Below are 23,469 nucleotides of genomic sequence, written 5' to 3' on the forward strand. Positions count from 1 at the left end.
CGTGCTCCCTTCGCTGAGACAAGCCTACCGAGTCGCGGGCGCCTGTCCGCCCGCGAGATGGGCGTGGATGGTGGATGCCAGCACCGGCCCGATGCCCGCCACCTCGCTGATCTGCTCGGGGGTCGACGCGCGCAGCGCCGTGACCGACCCGAAGTGGGTGAGCAGCGCTTTGATGCGTGCGTCGCCGAGCCCGGGGATCTCGCGGAGCACCGTCTGGATGTCGCGACGGCGGCGCTTGCGCTGGTGGGTGATGGCGAACCGATGCGCCTCATCACGCAGCCGCTGCACGAGGTACAGCGCCTCGCTGGTGCGCGGAAGGATGACCGGGAAGTCATCGTCGGGCACCCAGATCTCCTCGAGCCGCTTGGCGATGCCGCACAGTGCGATCTCTGTGCGTCCGCTGTCGCGCAGTGCCCTCGCGGCCGCCTGCACCTGAGGCTGACCGCCGTCCACGACCAGCAGCTGCGGCCGGTAGGCGAAGCGCGGCCGTCGTCTTCCCTCGTCCTCGTCGTCATCCGCCGGCTCCGGGCCGGAGTCGACCCGGGCGAGTCGGCGCATGAGCACCTGGTACATCGAGTCGGTGTCGTCGGTCGTCTCGGCGATGTTGAACGAGCGGTACTGATCTTTGCGCGGCAGCCCGTCTTCGAAGACCACCATCGATGCGACGACGTTCGTGCCGCCGAGGTGCGAGATGTCGAAGCATTCGATGCGCAGCGGCGCCTCGGCCATGCCGAGAGCCTCCTGCAGGTCGGTGAGCGCCTGCGTGCGAGCGACATAGTCGCTGGTGCGCCGGGTCTTGTGCCGCAGCAGGGTCTGCTGCGCGTTGAGGGTGGCGGTGCGCATGAGATCGGCGCGCTGCCCGCGCTGAGCGACGGCGATCTCGACCCGGCGTCCGCGGCGGGCGCGGAGCCACTCCTCGAGCTCGGCGGCGTCGTCGGGCAGGGTGGGCACGAGCACGCGACGCGGGATGTCGGACGAGTCGCCGTAGACGCGCTGCAGGATCTGGTCGACGAGCTCTCCCCGGCTGATGTCGAGTTCTTTGTCGACGGTGAGGGAGCGCACACCGCGCACGCGGCCGCCGCGGATCACGAAGTGGTGCACGGCCGCCGACAGCTCGTCCTCGGCGATGCCGAACAGGTCGGCATCCTCATCCGACGGCAGCACGAGGGCGCTCTTGCCGAGCACGGCGTCGATCGCGGTGAGCTTGTCGCGGAAGCGCGCCGCCGCCTCGTAGTCCATCGCGGCGGAGGCCGCCTGCATGCGCTTAGTGAGATCGCGCGTGAAGCGCTCGTCACCGCCCGCCATGAAGGCCACGAAGTCGTCGACCATCGCGCGGTGCTCGTCGATCGTGACCTTCATCGAGCACGGGCCACCGCACTTGCCGATCTGGCCGGGGAAGCACGGTCGGCCCGTCTGCATGGCACGTCGATAGCTGGAGTCGCTGCACGTGCGGATCGGGAACGCCTTGACCATCAGGTCGATGGTCTCGTGCACGGCCCAGACCTTCGGGTACGGGCCGAAGTACCGCGCACCGGGGATGCGCCGGTTGCGCGTCACCATCACGCGCGGCGCTTCGTCTGCGAGGGTGATCGCCATGAACGGATACGACTTGTCGTCGCGGTAGCGCACGTTGAACGGCGGATCGAACTCCTTGATCCACATGTACTCGAGCTGCAGCGAGTCGACGTCGGTCGCGACGACGGTCCATTCGACGGATGCCGCGGTCGTGACCATCCGTCGCGTGCGCTCGTGCAGGGTGCGCAGCGGGGCGAAGTAATTCGACAGCCGCTGACGGAGGTTCTTCGCCTTGCCGACGTACAGCACCCGGCCGTCGGCATCGCGGAAGCGGTATACACCGGGGTCGGTGGGGATCTCCCCCGCGCGCGGCTTGTACGGGAGGACGTCCGCCATCAGCCGGCCTTGCGCGAGTCGCGCTCCTGCCCGAGGACCTCGGCGAGGAAGGCGCCCGTGTGGCTCTCCGCCACCTCGGCGATCTGCTCGGGGGTGCCCGTGGCGAGGATCTGCCCGCCGCCTGATCCTCCCTCGGGGCCGAGGTCGATCACCCAGTCGGACGACTTGATGACGTCGAGGTTGTGCTCGATGACGATGACGGTGTTGCCCTTGTCGACGAGGCCGTTCAGCACCTCGAGGAGCTTGCGCACGTCTTCGAAGTGCAGACCGGTGGTCGGTTCGTCGAGCACGTAGATGCTGCGTCCGTTGCTTCGCCGCTGCAGCTCGGTGGCCAGCTTGACGCGCTGCGCCTCGCCGCCCGAGAGCGTGGTCGCGGCCTGGCCCAGCCGCACGTAGCCGAGGCCGACGTCGACGAGCGTCTTCATGTACCGGTGGATCGCCTGGATCGGCTCGAAGAACTCGGCCGCCTCGGCGATGGGCATCTCGAGCACCTCGGCGATGTTCTTGCCCTTGTAGTGCACGGCCAGGGTGTCGCGGTTGTACCGCTTGCCGTGGCAGACCTCGCAGTCGACGTACACGTCGGGCAGGAAGTTCATCTCGATCTTGATCGTGCCGTCGCCCGAACAGGCGTCGCAGCGCCCGCCCTTGACGTTGAAGCTGAAGCGGCCCGGCAGATACCCGCGCACCTTCGCCTCGGGCGTCTCGCTGAACAGAGTGCGGATGCGGTCGAACACGCCCGTGTAGGTGGCGGGATTCGATCGCGGGGTGCGCCCGATCGGCGCCTGGTCGACGTGCACGACCTTGTCGAGGTTGTCGAGCCCGGTCACCCTGGTGTGCTTGCCCGGCACCGTGCGGGCCCCGTTGAGCCGGCCGGCGAGCACCTGGTACAGGATGTCGTTGACGAGAGACGACTTTCCCGAGCCGCTCACGCCGGTGACCGCGGTGAGCACGCCCAGAGGGAAGTCGGCGGTGACGTTCTTGAGGTTGTTCGCCTTGGCGCCGACGACGCTCAGCATCCGCTTCCTGTCGATCTTGCGGCGCTTGTCGGGCAGGGCGATCTCGCGCCGACCGGCGAGGTAGTCGCCGGTCATCGATGCGGACTCGGCGAGCAGCGCCGAGTACGGGCCGGAGTGCACGACCTCGCCGCCGTTCACACCGGCGCCCGGGCCGATGTCGACGACCCAGTCGGCAGCCTCGATCGTCTCCTCGTCGTGCTCCACCACGATCAGGGTGTTGCCGAGGTCGCGCAGACGCACCAGCGTCTCGATGAGGCGGCGGTTGTCACGCTGGTGCAGTCCGATCGAGGGCTCGTCCAGCACGTACAGCACGCCCGTCAGCCCGGAACCGATCTGCGTCGCGAGCCGGATGCGCTGCGCTTCGCCGCCGGAGAGGGAACCGGCCGAACGTCCGAGGTTCAGGTACGACAGGCCCACCTGCAGCAGGAACTCCAGGCGCAGGCGGATCTCACGCAGCACCTGCGCGGCGATCTTCGCCTCGCGCTCGGTGAGCTCGAGCTCGTGCATGAAGGTGCTGGCGTCGGCCAGGCTGAGCTCCGAGACCTCCGCGATCGAATGACCGTGCACCTTGACCGCGAGGACCTCGGGCTTGAGTCGCGCGCCGTCGCACACGGGGCACGGCACCTCTCGCAGGTACTCGCCCCACCGGCCGCGCTGAGTGTCGGACTCGGCCTGCTGGTACTGCCGCTCGATGTACGGCACGACGCCCTCGAACCCGGACGTGTAGCGCATCTCGCGCCCGTAGCGGTTCTTCCACTTGACACTGACCTTGTAGTTGTCGCCGCGCAGCACCGCCTCGCGCACGTCGGAATGCAGCTGATTCCAGGGCGTGTCGAGCGAGAAGTCGAGATCGCGGGCGAGCCCGTCGAGCAGGCGCTCGTAGTACTGGAACAGACCCTTGCCCTGCGTGGTCCACGGCAGGATGACGCCTTCGCTGATCGAGAGGTCCTCGTCGCCCAGCAGGAGGTCGACGTCGACCGACATCCGCGTGCCGAGGCCCGCGCAGGCCGGGCACGCGCCGAACGGCGCGTTGAACGAGAACGTGCGCGGCTCGATCTCGGTGAGCGCGATGGGATGTCCGTTCGGACAGGCGAGCTTCTCAGAGAAGGACTGCCAGGCGGCGTCGCCCTCCTCATCGACGAAGTTGACCTGCATGATGCCGCCGGCAAGGCCCAGCGCCGTCTCGACCGAGTCGGTGACGCGGCCGAGGATGTCGTCGGATGCCACGAGCCGGTCGACCACGACGGCGATGTCGTGCTTGTAGCTCTTCTTCAGAGTCGGCGGCTCGGCGAGCTGGATCAGCTCGCCGTCGACGATCGCGCGCGAGTAGCCCTTCGCGCCGAGCTCCTTGAAGAGGTCGACGAACTCGCCCTTCTTCTGCGTGACGACCGGCGCGACGATCTGATACCGCGTGCGCTCGGGCAGCTCGACGAGCTGATCGGCGATCTGCTGCACCGTCTGACGCTGGATCCGCTCACCGCACTCGGGGCAGTGCGGGATGCCGATGCGCGCCCACAGCAGACGCATGTAGTCGTGGATCTCGGTGATCGTGCCCACGGTCGATCGCGGGTTGCGGTTGGTCGACTTCTGATCGATCGAGACGGCCGGGCTCAGACCCTCGATGAAGTCGACGTCGGGGCGGTCGACCTGACCGAGGAACTGGCGGGCGTAGGCGCTGAGCGACTCGACGTAGCGTCGCTGTCCTTCGGCGAAGATCGTGTCGAACGCGAGACTGGACTTGCCCGACCCGGAGAGCCCGGTGAAGACGACCAGCGAGTCGCGGGGGATGTCGATGTCGACGTTCTTCAGATTGTGAACGCGGGCACCGCGAACACTCAGTTTTGCGGCGGAGGCGACGGGAACGATGGGCACCGTTCAAGTGTAGGAGCGACCACCGACACTGGGCTCCGCGTCAGCCGAGGGCGAACGAGCGTCGCGACCGGCGAACGGCTTCAGCGCATCACGGAGCGAGGCCACTTCCTCGATGCCCGCCCCGACGGCCGCCATGACGGCATGCGGCACCTCGACGGCTCTGGCACGCAGCGCGCGGCCGGCATCGGTGAGGGTGATGTCGAGACGGCGCTCGTCCGCCGCGCTGCGCGCACGCTGGACCAGCCCGTCCTTCTCGAGCCGCTTGACCAGCGGCGAGGCGCTCGCCGGCTCGAGCGCGAGTTCTGCGGCCAGGTCGGTGAGCGAACGTGGCGAGTGCTCCCACAGGGCGAGCATCACGAGGTACTGCGGGTGCGTGAGGCCGAGCGGCTCGAGGATGGGCCGGTAGACGGCGACCACGTTGCGCGCCGCGGTGACCATGGCGAAGCAGAGCTGGTTCTCGAGTCGCAGCAGCTCGTCGTCGGACGTCATGCCACCGATTCTACGTGCAGAGATGTTCAGTACACTAAAGATATGGCCGAGACCCCCGCCCCTGTCCCGCTGCGCACCCGCATCCGCGAGGCCGGCGGCCTCTATGCGTGGTTCAACATCAATCTGATCAAGTACGCCGGGCCCGCATCGGTGGGGCCGTACGAGCCCACCCTGCCGCCCAGTGCCGAAGAGCGAGCGCAGCGTGCCTGCCCGCTGTGCGGCAGGGCGATGAATCAGCACACGATCGACCGCAGCGGGCCGAAGCCGCTGATGCACTGCCCCTGATCGCCGAAGGCCGCCCGGGTCGGCGTATCAGGCGTGCCCGGCCCGCTCCATCGCGCGCAGCTCCTTCTTCAGATCCTGCACCTCGTCGCGCAGACGCGCGGCCAGCTCGAACTTGAGCTCGGCGGCGGCGGCGAGCATCTGGTCGGACAGATCGGCGATCGTCTCCTCGAGCTGCGTCGCGCCTTCGGCGGCGATCCCCGTGCGGCGCAGGTTCGGCGTCGGCGACTTGCCCCTGCCGCTCTTGTTGCGCGCCGATCGCATGTCTGCCGTGTCGGCGGCCTCGCGGGCGAGCACCTCGGTGATGTCCGCGATCCGCTTGCGCAGCGGCTGCGGATCGACCCCGTTCTCCTTGTTGTACGCGATCTGCTTCTCCCGGCGACGTTCGGTCTCCTCGATGGCCTTGGCCATCGAGTCGGTCATGTTGTCGGCGTACATGTGCACCTCGCCCGAGACGTTGCGCGCCGCACGGCCGATCGTCTGGATCAGCGACGTCCCCGAGCGCAGGAAGCCCTCCTTGTCGGCGTCGAGGATGGCGACGAGCGACACCTCCGGAAGGTCGAGCCCCTCTCGCAGCAGGTTGATGCCGACCAGCACGTCGTAGACCCCGGCGCGCAGCTCGCTGAGCAGCTCGACGCGTCGCAGCGTGTCGACGTCGGAGTGCAGGTATCGCACCCGCACGCCGTGCTCGCCGAGGAAGTCGGTGAGCTCTTCCGCCATCTTCTTCGTGAGCGTCGTGACCAGCACGCGCTCGTCGCGTTCGGCCCGCAGACGGATCTCCTCGAGCAGGTCGTCGATCTGGCCCTTCGACGGCTTCACGATGATCTGCGGGTCGACGAGGCCGGTGGGGCGGATGATCTGCTCGACCACGCCGTCGGCGATGCCCATCTCGTACTTGCCCGGCGTCGCCGACAGGTACACCGTCTGACCGATCCGGTTCTTGAACTCGTCCCACCGCAGCGGACGGTTGTCCATCGCGCTGGGCAGCCGGAAGCCGTGTTCGACGAGGGTGCGCTTGCGCGACGCGTCGCCCTCGTACATGGCGCCGATCTGCGGCACGGTCACGTGCGACTCGTCGATGACGAGCAGGAAGTCGTCCGGGAAGAAGTCGAGCAGGGTGTGCGGCGGCTCGCCCGGCATCCGCCCGTCCATGTGCCGCGAGTAGTTCTCGATGCCCGAGCAGAAGCCGAGCTGCTGAAGCATCTCGATGTCGAAGGTCGTGCGCATGCGCAGGCGCTGCGCCTCGAGCAGCTTGCCCTGACGCTCGAATTCGGCCAGCCGTTCCTCGAGCTCGTGCTCGATCGTGCCGATCGCGCGCTGCACGACGTCCGTCCCGGCGACGTAGTGCGAGGCGGGGAAGATCGGCACCGAGTCGAGCCTGGCGATGACCTCGCCGGTCAGCGGATGCAGCGAGTACAGCGCCTCGATCTCGTCGCCGAACAGCTCGATCCGGATCGCGTGCTCTTCGTAGACCGGGATGATCTCGATCGTGTCGCCGCGCACCCGGAAGTTGCCCCGCGAGAAGTCGACGTCGTTGCGGTTGTACTGCATGGCGATGAACTGGCGGATCAGCGCGTCGCGGTCGTAGCGCTCCCCCACCTGCAGCGCGACCATGGCTCGCAGGTACTCCTCCGGAGCGCCGAGACCGTAGATGCACGACACGGTCGAGACCACGACGACGTCGCGTCGGCTGAGCAGCGAGTTCGTCGTCGAGTGACGCAGTCGCTCGACCTCGGCGTTGACCGAGGAGTCCTTCTCGATGAAGGTGTCGGTCTGCGGCACGTACGCCTCGGGCTGGTAGTAGTCGTAGTACGAGACGAAGTACTCGATCGCGTTGTTCGGCATGAGCTCGCGGAACTCGTTCGCCAGCTGCGCCGCCAGGGTCTTGTTGTGCGCCATCACCAGGGTCGGCCGCTGCACCTGTTCGATGAGCCAGGCCGTGGTCGCCGACTTTCCGGTTCCGGTGGCTCCGAGCAGCACGACGTCGGTCTCGCCGGCGTTGATGCGTGCCGCGAGCTCGGCGATGGCCTGCGGCTGGTCGCCCGCCGGCATGTACTCGCTGACGACCTCGAAGGGGCGGACGCTGCGCGTGGGTTGCATCCGTCCAGCCTACGAGCAGCCACCGACACCGAGGGCGGATGCACGCCACCCCGCGGTCACGTCGACGCGGTCAGTGTGCTCCACAGTGCGTCGACCTGCGCGAGCGTGTGCTCGAGCGTTCCCGACGTGTCGATGACCACATCGGCGATCGCGCGGCGCTCGGCGTCCGAGACCTGCGCGCCGATGCGGCGCCGCGCATCCTCCTCGGTCATGCCGCGCAGCTGCGTCATCCGCTGCACGCGTGCGTCGGCCGGGGCATCCGCGACCACGATGAGATCCCACGGGTCGTCGACGCGCGCCTCGACGAGCAGCGGCACGTCGTACACGACCACCGCCGCGGGATCGGCGGCGAACGCGGCGTCGAAGCGCCGCTGCGACTGTGCGCGCACGGCGGGATGCACGATGGCGTTCAGCCGCCGCAGTGCGGCGTCGTCGCCGAAGACGCGTGCGCCGAGTGCGGCGCGATCCAGCGACCCGTCAGCGGCGATCATCTCCCCACCGAAGGCCGCGGCGATCGCATCGAGCACGGGGCTGCCCGGCCGCTGCACCTCGCGCACGATCGCGTCGGCGTCGATCACGGTGGCACCGTGCTCGGCGAGGCGCCCGGCGATGGTCGACTTGCCCGAGGCGATGCCTCCGGTGAGCGCGATGAGTGGCATCCGCCCATCCTGTCACGCGACGGCCGGGTTCCGGATATGCGGAACGGGCCGCCACCCGAAGGTGACGGCCCGTTCTGACGTGCTCGGTGATCAGCTGTTGCCGCCCGAGAGCTTCTCGCGCAGCGCGGCGAGAGCCTCGTCGTCGGCAAGGGTGCCGGCACCGGTCGAGTCGGTCGAGAACGTCTGAGCGCCGAAGTCGTCGCCCGCAGCAGCCTCGGCCTCGGCGGCCTTGACGACCTGAGCCTTGTGCGCCTCCCAGCGGGCCTGCGCAGCGGCGTACTCCTGCTCCCAGGCCTCGCGCTGAGCGTCGAAGCCTTCCTTCCAGGCGCCGGTCTCGGCGTCGAAGCCCTCCGGGTACTTGTACTCGCCGTTCTCGTCGTACTCGGCGAGCATGCCGTACAGAGCCGGGTCGAACTCGGTGCCGTTGGGGTCGACCGACTCGTTGGCCTGCTTCAGCGACAGCGAGATGCGGCGACGCTCGAGGTCGATGTCGATGACCTTGACGAAGACCTCTTCGCCGACCGACACGACCTGCTCGGCCAGCTCGACGTGCTTGCTGGAGAGCTCGGAGATGTGCACGAGGCCCTCGATGCCGTCTGCGACGCGCACGAACGCACCGAACGGAACGAGCTTGGTGACCTTGCCCGGTGCGATCTGACCGATCGCGTGGGTGCGGGCGAAGACCTGCCACGGGTCCTCCTGCGTCGCCTTCAGCGACAGGGAGACGCGCTCGCGGTCGAGGTCCACCTCGAGGATCTCGACGGTGACCTCCTGGCCGACCTCGACGACCTCGGAGGCGTGCTCGATGTGCTTCCACGACAGCTCGGAGACGTGCACGAGACCGTCCACGCCGCCCAGGTCGACGAACGCACCGAAGTTGACGATCGACGAGACGACACCCTTGCGGACCTGACCCTTGTGCAGGTTGTTCAGGAACGTGGTGCGCGACTCCGACTGCGTCTGCTCGAGCAGGGCGCGGCGGCTGAGCACCACGTTGTTGCGGTTCTTGTCGAGTTCGAGGATCTTCGCCTCGAGCTCCTGACCGAGGTACGGGGTGAGGTCGCGGACACGGCGCAGCTCGATGAGCGAGGCGGGCAGGAAGCCACGCAGGCCGATGTCGACGATGAGGCCGCCCTTGACGACCTCGATGACGGTGCCGGTGACGACCCCGTCGTCTTCCTTGATCTTCTCGACGTCGCCCCAGGCGCGCTCGTACTGGGCGCGCTTCTTGGAGAGGATCAGACGGCCTTCCTTGTCCTCCTTCTGGAGAACGAGGGCCTCGACCTGGTCGCCGACGGCGACGACCTCGTTGGGGTCGACGTCGTGCTTGATGGAGAGCTCGCGGGAGGGGATGACACCCTCGGTCTTGTAGCCCACGTCGAGCAGAACCTCATCGCGGTCGATCTTGACGATCGTGCCCTCGATGATGTCGCCGTCGTTGAAGAACTTCAGGGTCTTCTCGACCGCGGCCAGGAAGTCCTCAGCAGAGCCGATGTCGTTGATCGCGACCTGCTTGGTGGCCGGGGCGGTCGTTGCGCTAGTCATGTAGTGGGTTGTCCTTGTGAATGGATGATCGGGCTTCGACGGCCGGCGCGCACGCCGGGTGGATCCTCGAAGCGGTTGGCTGTTGAATGCGATGCCACGAGGGCAGGCACAGGCCTGCCACGAGTGACGCTTCAGATTATCAGATCCGCCGTCCGGCCGCTCCCCCTCTGCTCCTAAGCTGGAGCGGTGACCGAACGTCTGATGCTGCTCGACACCGCCAGCCTGTACTTCCGGGCGTTCTTCGGCGTGCCCGACAAGGTGAAGGCGCCCGACGGGACGTCGGTGAACGCGACTCGCGGACTGCTCGACATCATCGCCAAGCTCGTGACGCTCTACCAGCCGGCGCAGCTCATCGCCTGCTGGGACGACGACTGGCGTCCGCAGTGGCGAGTCGACCTGATCCCGAGCTACAAGGCGCACCGTGTGGTCGAGGAGGTGACCGACGCTCCCGACGTCGAGGAGGTTCCGGATGCCCTGCAGCAGCAGATCCCGCTGATCCGCGAGGCGCTCGGCATCCTCGGCATCCCGATCATCGGGGCGGCCGAGCACGAAGCCGACGACGTCATCGGCACGCTGGCCACCGGTGCGGCCCTGCCCGTCGACATCGTCACCGGCGACCGCGATCTGTTCCAGCTCGTCGACGACAGCCGGGACGTGCGTGTCATCTACACGGCGCGCGGCATGAGCAACCTCGAGGTCGTCACCGACGAGACGGTCGTCGCCAAGTACGGCGTGCTCCCCGCTCAGTACGCGGACTTCGCCACCCTGCGCGGCGACGCCTCCGACGGCCTGCCCGGTGTGAAAGGCGTCGGTGAGAAGACCGCGGCGAGCCTGCTGCGCGCGCACGGCGACCTCGCGGGCATCCGGGCCGCCGCCGCGGACGGTCATCTCACGGCGACCGTGACGGCGCGGTTCGCCGAGGGCTCGGACTACCTCGACGTGGCTCCCACCGTGGTGAAGGTCGCGACCGATCTCGACGTCTCCGCGCCGGGCGTCGCGCTGGGCGGGCTGGACGCCGCCGCGCGGGATGCCGCCGACGCCCTCGCCGAGAGATGGAACCTGGGCTCGTCGATGTCCCGCGCGCTGAGCGCCCTGGCACCCGCCGGCGACGCCGGCTGACTCAGCGGCGCACCCTCAGCCGCGCGCTCTCAGCCGAGTGCCCAGGCGCGCAGCCGTTCGATCCCCCAGGTGGTGACGATGCGCTCCGCCGGCACTCCTGCCGCCTCGGCGCGCTCGGCTCCGTGATCGAGCAGCGACAGCTGCCCTGGCGCGTGCGCGTCGGAGTCGATCGAGAACAGGCACCCCTCGTCGAGGGCGAGCGCGATCAGGTCGTCGGGCGGGTCCTGGCGCTCGGGGCGCGAGTTGATCTCCACCGCGACACCGTTCTCGGCGCACGCGGCGAACACCGCTCTCGCGTCGAACTGAGACTGCGGACGCGTGCCCCTCGACCCTTCGACGAGACGTCCCGTGCAGTGTCCGAGCACGTTGACGCGGGGATCCGCGACAGCTGCCCGCATCCGCGCGGTCATCGGTCCGGCATCCATCCGCAGCTTGGAGTGCACCGATGCGACGACGATGTCGAGCTGGTCGAGCATCTCGGGTGTCTGATCGAGCGCTCCGTCCTCGAGGATGTCCACCTCGATGCCGGCGAGCACGGTGAGACCGTCGCCGGACTGCGCACGCACCAGCGGGATCTGCTCGCGCAGCCTCTCCGCAGACAGACCGCGCGCCACCCTCAGCCGCGGCGAGTGGTCGGTGATGGCCAGGTATTCGTGGCCGAGCGCGCGTGCGGCCGCCACCATGGTCTCGATCGGCGTCGTCCCGTCGGACCAGTCGGTGTGGCTGTGCAGGTCGCCCTTCAGCCGCGCGCGCAGCGCGGAGCGGCGCTCGGGCTCGACCTCGCCGCGCAGCTCGACGAGGTAGTCCGGCACCCGGCCCTCCTGCGCCTGCCGGATGACGGCGAACGTGGAGTCGCCGATGCCCTTCTGCGCTCTGAGCCTCGTGGGGTCGTTCAGCACGTCCTGCGGCAGCGTGGCCACGACGGTCGCCGCCTGCCGGAAGGCTTTGGCGCGATAGCGGGATGCGCGCTCGCGTTCGAGCAGCGAGGCGATCTCGAGGAGGGCGTCGGCGGCGTCCACGATCGATCCGCGCCGCTCAGGCGGGCAGCGGCTCCCTGGTGACCTGCACCCACTGGTCGAGCTTGGCGGAGGCGCGTCCGTCGTCGATCACGGCGGCGGCGCGCGTGTACGCATCGCGCAGCCGCTCGACCATCGGGACCTGCGTCAGCGTCGAATCGTGCGAGAGCTCGTACGCAACGATGCCGGCGGCCGCGTTCAGCAGCACGATCTCGCGAACCGCGCCCGTCTCACCTGCGAGGGTGCGCCGCAGGACGGATGCGTTGTGGTCGGGCGAGCCGCCCACCAGGTCGCCGAGGTCGGCGAGCGGGATGCCCAGGTCGCGCGGGTCGAGGTCGTGCTGGTGGATGTCTCCGCGCGTGACCTCCCAGATGCGGCTGTGCCCCGTGGTGGTGAGCTCGTCGAGCCCGTCGTCGCCGCGGAAGACGAGCGCGGTCGCGCCGCGGGTGCGGAACACGCCGGTGATCAGCGGCACGCGGTCGAGCTGCGCGACGCCCACCGCGTTGGCCTCGGCGCGCGCCGGATTGCAGAGCGGGCCCAGCATGTTGAAGACGGTCGGCACCGCGAGCTCGGCCCGCGCGACGCCGGCGTTCTTGAATCCCGGGTGGAAGGCTGCCGCCGACACGAACGTGATGCCGGTGCGCTCGAGCGCCGCGGCCACGCGCTCCGGGTCGAGCGAGATGTCGAGGCCGAGGGCGGCCAGCACGTCGGACGACCCCGACGACGAGCTCGCAGCGCGGTTGCCGTGCTTGACCACCGGGATGCCGGATGCCCCGATGATGATCGCCGCGGTGGTGGAGATGTTCACGGTGCCGATGCGGTCGCCTCCGGTGCCCACGATGTCGAGCACATCCGAGGAGACGGGCAGCGGGACGGCGGCCTCGAGGATGGCGTCGCGGAAGCCGACCATCTCGTCGATGGTCTCGCCCTTGGCGCGCAGCGCCACGAGGAAGCCGGCGAGCTGGGCATCCGTCACCTTCCCGCGCATGACCTGTCGCATCGCCCAGGTCGACTCCCACACGCTCAGATCGCGGCGATCCAGGAGGGTCGAGAGAAGATCGGGCCAGGTGAGGGTGTCAGCCATGACTGCGATCCTAATCGTGCGCCGGATGCTGTCGTCTCGAGATGACGGCATGTTCTCGGGCCACCCACGCCGGGCTGAGCACGGGAATGCGGCACATTCGCAGGCACTTCTTAGGTTCTCCTAAGTCGCCGGACAGCACGACGGGCCACGTCGGTGCGAGAATCCCCGCACGGAATCGGCCATAATGGTCTGGTGACCACCTCAGCGACGTATGCCCCGGCGGCAAGAACCATCAAGCGCCCCAATCCGGTCGCTGTCGGCACCATCGTGTGGCTCGGCAGCGAAGTCATGTTCTTCGCGGGACTCTTCGCGATCTACTTCACCCTGCGCAGCACCTCACCCGAGCTCTGGGCGGACCGCACCGAGATGCTCAACGTGGTGTACGCCTTCGTCAACACGGTCATCCTGGTGGCGTCGTCGTTCACCTGCCAGATGGGCGTGTTCGCCGCTGAAGACCTGCAGCCGTACCGCATCGACAAGGGCAAGGTGAACGCGTTCGGGCGTCGCCGCCTGTTCGGCTGGGGCATGGTCGAGTGGTTCTGGCTCACCTTCATCCTCGGCGCGATCTTCGTCAGCGGCCAGGTGTGGGAGTACGCCCAGCTCGTGGCGGAGGGCCTGCCCATCACCGCCGACTCGTACGCCTCGGCGTTCTACATCACCACCGGCTTCCACGCCCTGCACGTCACCGGCGGCCTCATCGCCTTCGTGCTGGTCATCGGCCGTGCGTACGCCGTCAAGAACTTCGGCCACAAGGAGGCGACCTCCTCGATCGTCGTGTCGTACTACTGGCACTTCGTCGACGTCGTGTGGGTCGCCCTGTTCGCCGTCATCTACTTCCTGAAATAAGAGCGGAGCGATTTTTCGAAATGGCACGAGAGAAGAAGCACCGCTCGCGCGGTCGCCGCAGTCCCCTCGCCGCTGCCGCCCTGGTCGGCGCCGGTCTGCTGCTCACCGGCGGCGTCTACGCCGGTGCGTCGGCTGCGATGGCATCGACCACGGGCACGCAGAGCAGCGCAACGGCAGAGCTGACCGTCGAGGACGGCCAGAAGCTGTTCACCGCGAACTGCGCCACCTGCCACGGCCTCGACATGCAGGGCACGAGCGAAGGACCGAGCCTCATCGGCGTCGGTGAGCTCTCCGTCGAGTTCCAGGTGGCGACCGGCCGCATGCCGCTGCAGATGCAGGGACCGCAGGCGCCTCAGAAGCCCGCGCAGTTCACCGACGCACAGATCCGCGCCATGGCCGCGTACGTGCAGAGCGTCGCCCCCGGACCGGGCTACCCCGAGGACTGGGTGACCGCCGGCAAGCAGAACCCCGACAGCGCGAGCGACGAGGTCGACATCGCACACGGTGCGGAGCTGTTCCGCATCAACTGCGCGATGTGCCACAACGTCGCTGCGGCCGGTGGTGCGCTGACCGAGGGCAAGTACGCCCCGGCGCTGAGCTCGACCAGCCCGCTGCACATCTACGCGGCCATGGTCACCGGCCCGCAGAACATGCCGGTCTTCGGAGACATGAACCTGAGCACCGAGGACAAGCGCGACATCATCGCCGCCCTCGTCTACCAGCAGGAGGCCGTGCAGATCGGCGGCTTCACGCTCGGGTCGCTCGGTCCGGTCTCGGAGGGCCTGTTCATCTGGATCTTCGGAATCGGCGCACTGGTCGCCCTCACCGTGTGGATCACGGCGAAGTCCAACTGACGCACTGTCATCGAAGAGTTACGTACGAGGAGCACCATGGCACACGACGACGACACGCAGGCTCTTGACAGGGCCTACCAGCCCTCGCGGGGGCTGGGCGTCGCAGTCAGCGATCCTGCGGAGAACCCGGGACTGCCGCCACACCGTGAGCGGATGACCGACAAGGACCCGCGCGCCGAGAAGGCGGCGGTCCGCACGGTCTACACCCTGTTCTACCTGTCGCTCGCCGGCAGCATCTGGGCGGTCGCCGCATACATGCTGTTCCCGATCGAGAGCGGCCTGGCGATCGACATCCGCCACAACAACATGTACATCGGCATCGGCATCGCTCTCGCGCTGCTGGCGCTCGGTATCGGCGCCATCCACTGGTCGAAGGCGCTGATGTCCGACAAGGAGTACATCGAGCACCGCCACCCGACCCGAGGCAAGGACGCGACCCGCGCCGGCGCCGTCGAGGCGTTCGCGGCCGCGAACGAGGACTCCGGCTTCGGCCGTCGTGCCGTGATCCGCAACTCGCTGATCGCCGCCGTGGTCGCCTCGATCCTGCCCGGCCTCACCCTGTTCCGCGGCCTCGCTCCGCACAACAACGCGAACGGCGACCCCCTCGCGGGCGACCCGGTCGCACTGCTGAAGCACACCATGTGGAAGAAGGGCATGCGCCTGGCGCGTGACCCCGAGGGCACACCCATCCGTGCCGCCGACGTCACCCTCGGCTCGGCCTTCCACGTGATCCCCGAGCCGCTCGCCGAGCTGGGACACGCAGAGGGCTACATGGAGGAGAAGGCCAAGGCCATCGTGCTGCTCATGCGCCTGCGCCCCGAGCAGCTGATCGAGGCCGAGGACCGCAAGGACTGGTCGTACGACGGCATCGTCGCCTACTCCAAGGTCTGCACACACGTCGGCTGCCCCGTCGCGCTGTACGAGCAGCAGACCCACCACCTGCTGTGCCCGTGCCACCAGTCGCAGTTCGACGTCACGGACCACGCCAAGGTCATCTTCGGCCCGGCAGCGCGTCCGCTGCCGCAGCTGCCCATCGCCGTCGACGATGAGGGCTACCTCATCGCGCAGAGCGACTTCACCGAACCCGTCGGCCCGAGCTTCTGGGAGCGTCATTGAGCACCGCAACTCTTAAAGAGGACACCAAGCAGAAGCCCCTGGGCGGACGCTTCATCGGCGCGACGGCGAACTACATCGACGAGCGCACCAGCCTGTCCGGCTTCGTCAAGGAGCTCGGTCGCAAGATCTTCCCCGACCACTGGTCGTTCATGCTGGGCGAGATCGCGCTCTGGGCGTTCGTCGCCGTCTTCCTGTCTGGAACGTTCCTGACGTTCTTCTTCCAGGCCTCGATGGCACCCACGCACTACACCGGTGCGTACGCACCGCTGCGCGGCGTCGAGATGACCGCGGCGTTCGAGTCGGCGCTGCGCATCTCGTGGGACATCCGCGGTGGTCTCCTGGTTCGCCAGATCCACCACTGGGCGGCGCTGGTGTTCATCGCGGGCATCGGCATCCACATGCTGCGCGTGTTCTTCACCGGCGCGTTCCGCAAGCCGCGCGAGCTCAACTGGGTGATCGGCTTCGTGCTGTTCGTCCTCGCTCTCGCCGAGGGCTTCACGGGCTACTCGCTGCCGGACGACCTGCTCTCGGGCAACGGCCTGCGCATCATCGACGGCATGATCAAGGGACTGCCCCTGATCGGCACCTGGACCTCGTTCCTCATCTTCGGAGGCGAGTTCCCCGGTGACGACATCGTCGGCCGCCTGTACACGATGCACATCCTGCTGCTGCCGCTTCTGGTGATCGCGTTCATCGGACTGCACCTGATGCTGATGGTGATCAACAAGCACACCCAGTTCGCCGGCCCCGGCCGCACGAACGACAACGTCGTCGGCTACCCGATGATGCCGGTGTACATGTCGAAGATGGGCGGCTTCTTCTTCATCGTCTTCGGTGTGATCGTGCTGATCGCCTCGTTCTTCCAGATCCTGCCGTTCTGGGATTACGGCCCCTACGACCCGTCTCCGATCTCGGCGGGTACGCAGCCGGACTGGTACATCGGCTTCGCCGACGGTGCCCTGCGCCTCGCTCCCCCGCACCTGGACGTGATGATCGGCAACTTCACGCTTTCGCTCGGCATCGTGATCCCCGTGCTGGTCCTCGGGCTGTTCATCGTCGTCGTGGCGATCTACCCGTTCATCGAAGCGTGGATCACGGGCGACAAGCGCGAGCACCACCTCGCCGACCGTCCCCGCAACGCCCCGACCCGCACCGCGATCGGTGTCGCCGGAGTGATCTTCTACGCAGTGCTGTGGGCTGCGGCCTCGTCCGACCTCATGGCCACGCACTTCATGCTCACCATGGAGGGCGTCATCCACGCCCTGCAGGCGCTGCTGTTCGTCGGACCGATCCTCGGATACTTCGTGACGAAGCGCATCTGCATCGCGCTGCAGAAGAAGGACCGCGAGATCGTGCTGCACGGCTACGAGTCGGGTCGCATCGTGCGCCTCCCCGGCGGCGAGTTCATCGAGGTGCACCAGCCGGTCGACGTGTACGACCGCTGGAAGCTCATCGACTACGCCACCTACGAGCCCCTCGTCGTGCGGCCGAACGCCAAGGGACGCATCCCGTGGCACGAGAACCTGCGCAGCTCGATCTCGCGCTGGTTCTACGAGGACCGCCTGCAGCCGCTCACCCAGGCCGAGATCGCAGCAGCCGACGCGCACCAGCAGCACACGCTGGCGCACGACGCCGAGATCGAGGCTGCGGAGATCGCCGGTGCTCACGCGCGCGCCGGTGTGACCTCCGAGGCCCAGATCGCGGAGACCGACCTGCACGTCGATGAGACGCCGAACACCCCGAGCTCGGTGATCGCTCAGGAGCCTGCGAAGAAGCGCAGGAAGAAGTCGGAGGACGGCAAGTAAGCCGTACTCCCCCACGACTGAGGGCCCGTCCGATTCGGACGGGCCCTCAGTCGTCTCCGTGGGCGGCTGGTGCGGGCATCCGGCTCGCGGGGCTGAGCCATCCGGCTCGCGGACGGAACCATTCGACTCGCGGACGCGTGCAGCCATCGCCCACCGTCATTCTCGGCTGCCGGTGCACGCTGCAGAGTAGCCTGTGACGATGATGGATCGACAGGACTTCTTCGCCGCCAAGCTGCAGTTCGAAACCGACGCGAGCGACGTGTATGCCGCTCAGAAGGCCGGTACGAGGCTCGTGGTGGTGGATGTGCGTTCGGACGAGGCGTGGGCGCAGGGACGCGTTCCCGGAGCCGTCCGCATGCACTACAGCGAGATCGCCGATCGGGCCGGCGAGGAGATCGCGTCGGACGCGTCAGTGGTCGTGTACTGCTGGAGCCCCGGCTGCAACGCCGGCGCGAAGGGTGCGCTCGAGTTCGCGAAGCTGGGCTACCGGGTGCGCGAGATGATCGGCGGTTTCGAGTACTGGGTGCGCGAGGGGTATCCCGTCGAGGATCACGACGGCATCCACCGTCGTCCGATCGACCCGCTCACCGGCGTGCCGCGCGTGCGCACCCGCCCCTGACTGACGCACACGGCCGCCGACCCGGGTACGCAGAAGGGCCCCTGGACGAATCCAGGGGCCCTTCTGCGGTCGGACAGACGCGTCAGCGTGCGAAGTGTCCGCGGTAGTACTCGTACACCCAGCCGACGATCGCCACGACGAAGATCGCCAGGCCGATCGGCAGGAGGAAGTGGCCGACCGCGAGGCCGAGCAGGAAGACGGCTGCGGACCCGGAGAGGACCAGCGGCCACCACGACCAGGGCGCGAACTCGCCGAGCTCGGGGTCACCGTCGTCGATGTCGGCGGTCAGCACGTCTTCGGGCAGCTCGCCGCCCTGCGCCTTGTAGGTGCGCTGCAGGTAGACGGCGATCATGGCGCCCATGAAGGCCACGAACAGCAGGGCCACGGTGCCGACCCACTCCACGTACCCGTGGAAGGGATCGACGAGGTTCCAGACCGTGTAGATGGCGGACGCGATCGTGAAGAAGGTCGCGATGATCCACCAGAGGATGACATTGCTGCGCATGACTTACTTGACCTCTCCCGCTGCGACGCCCACCGGGTGCTCCGCGGCCTCAGGGTGGTTCAGGTCGAATGCCGGACGCTCGCTGCGGATGCGCGGGATCGACGTGAAGTTGTGACGCGGGGGCGGGCACGAGGTCGCCCACTCGAGCGATGCACCGTATCCCCACGGGTCGTCGACGGTGACCTTCGGAGCCTTGCGTGCGGTGATCCACACGTTGAGGAAGAAGGGCAGCATCGATGCGCCGAGGATGATGGCACCGATCGTGGAGACCTGGTTGCCCCACTCCCAGTTGTCGTGGGTGGCGTAGTCGGCGTAGCGGCGGGGCATGCCGTCGACGCCCAGCCAGTGCTGCACGAGGAACGTCATGTGGAAGCCGATGAACAGCATCCAGAAGTGGATGTAGCCCAGACGCTCGTTGAGCATGCGACCGGTCCACTTCGGCCACCAGAAGTAGAAGCCGGCGAACATCGCGAACACCACGGTGCCGAACACCACGTAGTGGAAGTGCGCGACCACGAAGTACGAGTCGCTCAGGTGGAAGTCCAGCGGCGGGGCCGCGAGGATGACGCCGGTCAGGCCGCCGAACACGAACGAGACGAGGAAGCCGAGGGCGAACACCATCGGAGTCTCGAAGGTGATCGAGCCGCGCCACATCGTGCCGATCCAGTTGAAGATCTTCACGCCTGTCGGAACCGCGATGAGCATCGTCATCAGGGCGAAGAACGGAAGCAGCACACCGCCGGTCACGTACATGTGGTGAGCCCACACGGCAACCGAGAGCGAGGCGATCGCGATGGTCGCGTAGACCAGCGTCTTGTATCCGAAGATCGGCTTGCGGCTGAAGACGGGGAAGATCTCGGACACGATGCCGAAGAACGGCAGCGCGATGATGTAGACCTCAGGGTGTCCGAAGAACCAGAACAGGTGCTGCCACAGCAGCACGCCGCCGTTCGCGACGTCGTAGATGTGCGAGCCGAGCACGCGATCGGCGGCAGCGGCGAGGATCGCCGCGGCGAGCACGGGGAACGCCATCAGGATCAGCAGGCTGGTGATCAGCGTGTTCCAGGAGAAGATCGGCATGCGCCACATGGTCATGCCCGGCGCGCGCATCGTGATGATCGTGGTGATGAAGTTCACCGCGCCGAGGATGGTGCCGAAACCGGACATGCCGAGACCGAGCATCCAGAGGTTGCCGCCCACACCCGGCGAGAACGACGAGTTGGCGAGCGGCTGGTAGGCGAACCATCCGAACGACGCCGCACCCTGCGGGGTGAGGAAGCCGGCGATCGCCATGACCGATCCGAACGTGAACAGCCAGAAGGCGAACGCGTTCAGTCGCGGGAACGCCACATCGGGGGCACCGAGCTGCAGCGGCAGGATCGCGTTGGCGAAGCCGGCGAACAGCGGCGTCGCGAACATCAGCAGCATGATCGTGCCGTGCATCGTGAACAGCTGGTTGTACTGCTCCTTGGTCGGCACGATCTGCATGCCGGGCGCGAACAGCTCGGCACGGATGATCAGCGCCATCACGCCGCCGAGGAGGAAGAACAGCACCGAGGCGATCAGGTACATGTACCCGATCGTCTTGTGGTCGGTGGATGTCATCCACTTGACGACGATGTTGCCCTTCTGCTCCACGCGGGAGGAGGTGAGCAGGGCTGCCTGACGCGGCGGCAGCGTGGTCGGGCGTGCGCCCGGCGCTGTCGTGGGTTCAGCTGTGGTGGTCATGGCTTACTCCTCTTCCCCAGGCTTCGTGCTCGCGCCGTTCCCGGGGAGATTGCTGAGTCGGTCGTAGGCGTCGGTGATGTCGCCCGTGTTGCCCTGCTCGCGCAGGGTCTCGAGGTATGCGTCGTACTCGTCCTGCTCGACGACCTTCACGTTGAAGAGCATCATCGAGTGGTACTCACCGCAGAGCTCGGCGCACTTGCCGTCGTACTCGCCGACGCGCGTGGGGATGAACGACCAGGAGTTGTCCTTGCCGATGTACATGTCCTTCTTGTACAGGAAGTCGATGATCCAGAAGGAGTGGATCACATCACGCGACTGCAGGTCGATCGTGACCTTCTTGTCGACGGGCAGCACGAGCGTCGGAAGCTTCTCGCGCTCGATGTCGCCGTTCTCGTCGGGATCGGCCTGCACGCCCATGGTCCACACGGGCTCGGCCTCGTCGTCACCGCCGTACTGGAAGTCCCACGCCCACTGCTTGGCGATCGCCGTGACCTCGACATCGGGTTCATCCCACTGCGTCTCGATCTCGGTCTGGTCGCGCGCGGTGAAGAAGAACATGCCGAGCACGAGGATCAGCGGGATCACCGTGTACAGGATCTCGATCGGCATGTTGTAGCGCAGCTGAACCGGAAGACCGGTCTGGCCGGTGCGCCGGCGGTACATGACGAGGGACCATCCCATCAGGGCCCACGTGATCACGCCGACGGCGAGCAGAACGACCCACGAGGTGACCCACAGACCGGAGACCGTCTCGGTCTGGTTGGTCGCGGGGGTGCCGTCTTCGACGAAGCCCGGGAGGAATCCATTGAGTTCGGTGGGAGTACATCCCGCCAGGGCCACAGCTGCCGCTGCTCCCAGCGGGAGCGCGGCCCAACGAAGGCGGCGTTTCGAGGGCACGATGCACCTTTCAGATCTCGGACAGGAGCAGACTCAAGTCTAGGGCAACCTCACACGCGATTCATGCCAACCACGCAGGTACGCGCCTCAGTGGAAGCTGTCGCCGCAGGCGCAGCTGCCGGCTGCGTTGGGGTTGTCGATCGTGAAGCCCTGCTCCGAGATGGTGTCCTTGAAGTCGATCGACGCGCCCTCGAGGTAGGGGACGCTCATGTTGTCGATGATGACCTCGACGCCGTCGAAGTCGACGGTCTCGTCACCTTCGAGGTAGCGCTCGTCGAAGTACAGCTGGTAGATCAGGCCCGAGCATCCGCCGGGCTGCACGGCCACGCGCAGGCGGAGGTCGTCACGGCCCTCCTGCTCGAGCAGGCTCTTCACCTTCAGAGCTGCGGCTTCGGTCAGCGAGACGCCGTGGGCGGGGGCGGCGGTGGGCTCTGAGGTCAGGGTGGTGTCGCTCATCTCAACTCCTTGCAACGGGCAGCGCGGTCTCGCTGCTCGTGCACGATTCTACCGCCGCCGGTGTCGGCAGGGCCGATCCGACAGTGCGCCCACCACGACGGCTCAGGAGTCGGCGCGCTCGTTCATCCTGGCGAGCAGCAGCGCCTCGGTGCGCACGGCGTTGCGGAACGTGTCGAGGTGCAGCGACTCGTTCGGGCTGTGCGCGCGGGAGTGCGGGTCCTCGACACCGGTCACGAGGATCTGCGCGCCCGGGAACTCGCGGACGAGGTCGGCGACGAAGGGGATGGATCCGCCCACGCCCAGGTCCACGGCGTCGACTCCGTAGCCGTTTCCCATCGCCGCACGGGTGAGCTCGACCGCCCACCCCGAGGTGTCGACGAGGAAGCCGTCGCCGAGGTCCACATCGGAGAAGGTCAGCTCGGCGCCGAACGGGGCGTGCCGGCGCAGGTGCTGCTCGAGCGCGGCGTAGGCGTCGGTCGCGCTCTGGCCGGGCGCGACCCGGGCGCTGATCACGAGACTGACCTCGGGAAGAAGGGTGTTGGACGCCTCGGCGACGCTCGTGACGTCCATGCCGGTGATCGTGATGGACGGCTTGTTCCAGATCCGGCCGTAGATGTCGTCGCGACCGATCGGGCTGACGCCGTCCAGCAGGCCGGCCTCGTCGCGCAGCGTCTCCTCGGTGTACTCGGGCGTCTGCGCATCCCTGCTGGTCATCCCCTCGACGGCGACCGCGCCGTCGGCATCCCACAGTGTCGCGAGGAGCGTGACGGCGGCCATCATGGCATCCGGGACCGCTCCCCCGAACATGCCCGAGTGCGACGCGTGCTCGAGAGTGCGAACGGTGAGCGTGAAGCGCGCGTTGCCGCGCAGCGAGACGGTGAGCCCGGGCGTGCGGGAGTCGAGGTTGCCCGAGTCGGCCACGACGATCGCGTCGGCGCGCAGTGCGTCGGCGTTGTCGCGCAGGAAGCGGGCGAACGAGCGCGAGCCGTACTCCTCTTCCCCCTCGATGAACAGCGAGACGCCGAGGTCGAGGTCGTCGCCGAGCACCTCGGCGACCGCGCGCAGCGCCGCGATGTGGGCCATGATGCCCGCCTTGTCGTCCGCAGCGCCGCGGCCGTAGAGGCGTCCGTCGCGCACCGTCGGCTCGAAGGGCGGGGTGTCCCACAGCTCGTCGGCGCCCGGCGGCTGCACATCGTGGTGGGCGTAGAGCAGGATGGTCGGGCGTCCGTTGCGGGCCGCGCGCGTGGCGAGCACGGCGGGCTGGCCGAGTTCGTCGGTGTCGTCGACGTGCGCACGCAGCACGCGCACGTCGTCGAAGACCCCCGTGCCGCGCGCAAGCTCGGCGACCGCCTCGGCCGAGCGCTCGAGCTGGGTCTGGTCGAACGCCGGCCACGCGATACCGGGGATGCGCACCAGCGCCCCCAGATCGGCCAGAGCGGACGGGATGCCGAGGGCCACCGCCTCGAGGAGAGCGGTCTCCGCGGCGGACGAGGCGGGCGATGCGGGGGATGTCATGCGAGTAATCTTAAGGCGAACCCGATTGCGAACTG

General features: G+C 67.8%; 20 protein-coding genes. 7 read left to right on the forward strand and 13 right to left on the reverse strand.

All coding sequences use genetic code 11. The features are described from left to right. Positions 1–24: 24 nt before the first annotated feature. The 3 genes from uvrC to ACWIDW_RS03790 are packed head-to-tail and all read right to left on the reverse strand — an operon-like array spanning position 25 to position 5,288. Positions 25–1,911 (reverse strand): excinuclease ABC subunit UvrC, encoded by a 1,887-nt coding sequence (uvrC, locus tag ACWIDW_RS03780; protein ID WP_454123053.1) that lies wholly within the window; start codon positions 1,909–1,911, stop codon positions 25–27. Beyond that, positions 1,911–4,799 carry an excinuclease ABC subunit UvrA gene (gene uvrA / locus ACWIDW_RS03785; protein ID WP_454123055.1) on the reverse strand — a complete coding sequence of 963 codons (2,889 nt, stop codon included), beginning with the start codon at positions 4,797–4,799 and terminating at the stop codon, positions 1,911–1,913. The genes uvrC and uvrA overlap by 1 nt, the downstream gene beginning before the upstream one ends. Before the next feature lie 3 nt (positions 4,800–4,802). Next, a complete protein-coding gene (locus ACWIDW_RS03790) occupies positions 4,803–5,288 on the reverse strand; it encodes a MarR family winged helix-turn-helix transcriptional regulator (protein ID WP_454123057.1) in 486 nt (161 codons plus the stop codon). Positions 5,289–5,330: 42 nt separating this feature from the next. Between ACWIDW_RS03790 and ACWIDW_RS03795 the strand changes: the two genes are divergently transcribed. Then, complete coding sequence (locus tag ACWIDW_RS03795) at positions 5,331–5,573, forward strand: hypothetical protein (RefSeq protein ID WP_454123058.1); 243 nt, start codon at positions 5,331–5,333, stop codon at positions 5,571–5,573. A 27-nt stretch (positions 5,574–5,600) separates the two neighbouring features. Here the strand turns inward: ACWIDW_RS03795 and uvrB are convergent, their stop codons facing one another. The 3 genes from uvrB to rpsA form a co-directional block, all read right to left on the reverse strand. Beyond that, positions 5,601–7,670, reverse strand: a complete 2,070-nt coding sequence (uvrB, locus tag ACWIDW_RS03800) for an excinuclease ABC subunit UvrB (RefSeq protein WP_454123059.1) — start codon at positions 7,668–7,670, stop codon at positions 5,601–5,603. A gap of 56 nt (positions 7,671–7,726) precedes the next feature. Next, the gene (coaE, locus tag ACWIDW_RS03805; protein ID WP_454123061.1) at positions 7,727–8,329 is read right to left on the reverse strand and encodes a dephospho-CoA kinase; all 603 of its coding nucleotides are present in this window, start codon (positions 8,327–8,329) and stop codon (positions 7,727–7,729) included. A 90-nt stretch (positions 8,330–8,419) separates the two neighbouring features. Next, positions 8,420–9,874: a 30S ribosomal protein S1 gene (gene rpsA, locus ACWIDW_RS03810; protein ID WP_454123062.1), complete on the reverse strand. Its 1,455-nt coding sequence runs from the start codon at positions 9,872–9,874 to the stop codon at positions 8,420–8,422. A gap of 186 nt (positions 9,875–10,060) precedes the next feature. Here rpsA and ACWIDW_RS03815 point away from each other — a divergent pair, with 186 nt between their 5' ends. Beyond that, positions 10,061–10,993, forward strand: a complete 933-nt coding sequence (locus ACWIDW_RS03815; protein WP_454123064.1) for a 5'-3' exonuclease — start codon at positions 10,061–10,063, stop codon at positions 10,991–10,993. Positions 10,994–11,022: 29 nt separating this feature from the next. Here ACWIDW_RS03815 and ACWIDW_RS03820 read toward each other — a convergent pair whose 3' ends face one another. Continuing rightward, positions 11,023–12,012 carry a PHP domain-containing protein gene (locus ACWIDW_RS03820; RefSeq protein WP_454123065.1) on the reverse strand — a complete coding sequence of 330 codons (990 nt, stop codon included), beginning with the start codon at positions 12,010–12,012 and terminating at the stop codon, positions 11,023–11,025. A gap of 16 nt (positions 12,013–12,028) precedes the next feature. Beyond that, positions 12,029–13,093, reverse strand: a complete 1,065-nt coding sequence (trpD, locus tag ACWIDW_RS03825) for an anthranilate phosphoribosyltransferase (protein ID WP_454123067.1) — start codon at positions 13,091–13,093, stop codon at positions 12,029–12,031. 189 nt (positions 13,094–13,282) lie between these two features. Here trpD and ctaE point away from each other — a divergent pair, with 189 nt between their 5' ends. The 5 genes from ctaE to ACWIDW_RS03850 all read left to right on the forward strand — a co-directional run bounded on the left by ctaE (position 13,283) and on the right by ACWIDW_RS03850 (position 18,333). Further along, the gene (gene ctaE / locus ACWIDW_RS03830; protein WP_454123252.1) at positions 13,283–13,939 is read left to right on the forward strand and encodes an aa3-type cytochrome oxidase subunit III; all 657 of its coding nucleotides are present in this window, start codon (positions 13,283–13,285) and stop codon (positions 13,937–13,939) included. A 20-nt stretch (positions 13,940–13,959) separates the two neighbouring features. After that, complete coding sequence (gene qcrC, locus ACWIDW_RS03835; RefSeq protein ID WP_454123069.1) at positions 13,960–14,793, forward strand: cytochrome bc1 complex diheme cytochrome c subunit; 834 nt, start codon at positions 13,960–13,962, stop codon at positions 14,791–14,793. A 36-nt stretch (positions 14,794–14,829) separates the two neighbouring features. Continuing rightward, positions 14,830–15,909, forward strand: a complete 1,080-nt coding sequence (qcrA, locus tag ACWIDW_RS03840) for a cytochrome bc1 complex Rieske iron-sulfur subunit (protein ID WP_454123070.1) — start codon at positions 14,830–14,832, stop codon at positions 15,907–15,909. After that, complete coding sequence (gene qcrB / locus ACWIDW_RS03845; RefSeq protein ID WP_454123072.1) at positions 15,906–17,714, forward strand: cytochrome bc1 complex cytochrome b subunit; 1,809 nt, start codon at positions 15,906–15,908, stop codon at positions 17,712–17,714. The genes qcrA and qcrB overlap by 4 nt, the downstream gene beginning before the upstream one ends. A 199-nt stretch (positions 17,715–17,913) precedes the next feature. Then, positions 17,914–18,333 carry a rhodanese-like domain-containing protein gene (locus ACWIDW_RS03850; RefSeq protein WP_454123073.1) on the forward strand — a complete coding sequence of 140 codons (420 nt, stop codon included), beginning with the start codon at positions 17,914–17,916 and terminating at the stop codon, positions 18,331–18,333. Positions 18,334–18,415: 82 nt separating this feature from the next. Here the strand turns inward: ACWIDW_RS03850 and ACWIDW_RS03855 are convergent, their stop codons facing one another. The 5 genes from ACWIDW_RS03855 to ACWIDW_RS03875 form a co-directional block, all read right to left on the reverse strand. Further along, positions 18,416–18,838, reverse strand: a complete 423-nt coding sequence (locus ACWIDW_RS03855) for a cytochrome c oxidase subunit 4 (protein ID WP_454123075.1) — start codon at positions 18,836–18,838, stop codon at positions 18,416–18,418. 3 nt (positions 18,839–18,841) lie between these two features. Next, positions 18,842–20,566 carry an aa3-type cytochrome oxidase subunit I gene (gene ctaD / locus ACWIDW_RS03860; RefSeq protein WP_454123076.1) on the reverse strand — a complete coding sequence of 575 codons (1,725 nt, stop codon included), beginning with the start codon at positions 20,564–20,566 and terminating at the stop codon, positions 18,842–18,844. Between the two features lie 3 nt (positions 20,567–20,569). Beyond that, the gene (gene ctaC, locus ACWIDW_RS03865) at positions 20,570–21,463 is read right to left on the reverse strand and encodes an aa3-type cytochrome oxidase subunit II (RefSeq protein ID WP_454123078.1); all 894 of its coding nucleotides are present in this window, start codon (positions 21,461–21,463) and stop codon (positions 20,570–20,572) included. Positions 21,464–21,550: 87 nt separating this feature from the next. After that, positions 21,551–21,919 carry an iron-sulfur cluster insertion protein ErpA gene (gene erpA, locus ACWIDW_RS03870; protein ID WP_454123079.1) on the reverse strand — a complete coding sequence of 123 codons (369 nt, stop codon included), beginning with the start codon at positions 21,917–21,919 and terminating at the stop codon, positions 21,551–21,553. Positions 21,920–22,021: 102 nt separating this feature from the next. Beyond that, positions 22,022–23,434 carry a M20/M25/M40 family metallo-hydrolase gene (locus ACWIDW_RS03875; RefSeq protein WP_454123081.1) on the reverse strand — a complete coding sequence of 471 codons (1,413 nt, stop codon included), beginning with the start codon at positions 23,432–23,434 and terminating at the stop codon, positions 22,022–22,024. Positions 23,435–23,469 lie beyond the last annotated feature (35 nt).

Source organism: Microbacterium sp. NPDC055312 (genome assembly GCF_053645675.1).

Excerpts from the sequence above, each read along its gene's own strand:
- ACWIDW_RS03855 (WP_454123075.1), bottom strand. The coding sequence starts at position 18,838 with ATGCGCAGCAATGTCATCCTCTGGTGGATCATCGCGACCTTCTTCACG.
- ACWIDW_RS03850 (WP_454123073.1), top strand. The coding sequence starts at position 17,914 with ATGATGGATCGACAGGACTTCTTCGCCGCCAAGCTGCAGTTCGAAACC.
- trpD (WP_454123067.1), bottom strand. The coding sequence starts at position 13,093 with ATGGCTGACACCCTCACCTGGCCCGATCTTCTCTCGACCCTCCTGGAT.
- qcrA (WP_454123070.1), top strand. The coding sequence starts at position 14,830 with ATGGCACACGACGACGACACGCAGGCTCTTGACAGGGCCTACCAGCCC.
- uvrB (WP_454123059.1), bottom strand. The coding sequence starts at position 7,670 with ATGCAACCCACGCGCAGCGTCCGCCCCTTCGAGGTCGTCAGCGAGTAC.
- erpA (WP_454123079.1), bottom strand. The coding sequence starts at position 21,919 with ATGAGCGACACCACCCTGACCTCAGAGCCCACCGCCGCCCCCGCCCAC.
- rpsA (WP_454123062.1), bottom strand. The coding sequence starts at position 9,874 with ATGACTAGCGCAACGACCGCCCCGGCCACCAAGCAGGTCGCGATCAAC.
- ACWIDW_RS03875 (WP_454123081.1), bottom strand. The coding sequence starts at position 23,434 with ATGACATCCCCCGCATCGCCCGCCTCGTCCGCCGCGGAGACCGCTCTC.
- coaE (WP_454123061.1), bottom strand. The coding sequence starts at position 8,329 with ATGCCACTCATCGCGCTCACCGGAGGCATCGCCTCGGGCAAGTCGACC.
- ACWIDW_RS03790 (WP_454123057.1), bottom strand. The coding sequence starts at position 5,288 with ATGACGTCCGACGACGAGCTGCTGCGACTCGAGAACCAGCTCTGCTTC.
- uvrC (WP_454123053.1), bottom strand. The coding sequence starts at position 1,911 with ATGGCGGACGTCCTCCCGTACAAGCCGCGCGCGGGGGAGATCCCCACC.
- ACWIDW_RS03795 (WP_454123058.1), top strand. The coding sequence starts at position 5,331 with ATGGCCGAGACCCCCGCCCCTGTCCCGCTGCGCACCCGCATCCGCGAG.
- qcrC (WP_454123069.1), top strand. The coding sequence starts at position 13,960 with ATGGCACGAGAGAAGAAGCACCGCTCGCGCGGTCGCCGCAGTCCCCTC.
- ctaD (WP_454123076.1), bottom strand. The coding sequence starts at position 20,566 with ATGACCACCACAGCTGAACCCACGACAGCGCCGGGCGCACGCCCGACC.